The organism is Rhizobacter sp. P3_B12, assembly GCF_056402895.1.
Window position 1 is genome coordinate 1 of sequence record NZ_JBFUGN010001605.1, and the last position, 769, is coordinate 769.

1 protein-coding gene is annotated in these 769 nt (G+C 75.8%); it reads left to right on the forward strand.

Annotated features, from left to right (window positions below; translation table 11 throughout):
- A partial coding sequence (locus tag AC1D01_RS37175) for a 3'-5' exonuclease (protein WP_477874891.1) occupies positions 1-769 on the forward strand: 769 nt, incomplete at both ends.

Below are 769 nucleotides of genomic sequence, written 5' to 3' on the forward strand. Positions count from 1 at the left end.
GCACGACGGCCAGCCGGCGCTGCAACGGGCGCAGCGGCTGTTGCCGGCCTGGCTGCAGGCCGCGCGCGAACTGCCGCCGCACGACCTGCTGGACCGCATCGTCGCCGAGGGCGCGTATCGAGAACGCGTCGCGGCGGTCGTGCCGCCGGAGCAGCGGGCCGCGGCGCTGAATGCGATCGACGCGCTGCTCGGCCAGGCGCTGACGCTCGACGGCGCGCGCTATGCGACGCCGTACAACTTCGTGCGCGCACTGAAGCGCCGCGCGCTGAAGGTGGCGCCGCCGGCGCAGCGCAACGCGGTGCAGCTGCTGACGGTGCACGGCGCCAAGGGGCTGGAGGCGCGTGTCGTCTTCATCATGGACAGCGCCCCCGAGCGGGCCGGCACCGAGACCGCCACCGTGCTGGTCGACTGGCCGGTCGAGCTGGACCGGCCGGCGCGCTGTGCCTTCGTCTACTCCGAGGGCGACGTGCCGCCGTCGCTGGCGCCGGCGATGCTGGCCGAGCAGGTGGCGCGCCAGCGCGAGGAGCTGAACGGCCTCTACGTCGCGATGACCCGGGCGCGCGAGCAGGTGGTGTTCAGCCGCACCGAGCCGCACATCGCGGCGCCCGGCGCGTCGTGGTGGCAGCGCGTCGAGGCGCTGGTGGCGGCCTGGCTGCCGGTCGACGTGGCATCGGCCGCGGCCGGGCAGGGGGCGTTCGCGCTGCCGGGGCTGCCGGAGGTGCCGGTGGCGGTCGACGTGGCGCCCGCTGCTTCCTTCACGGCACGCGAC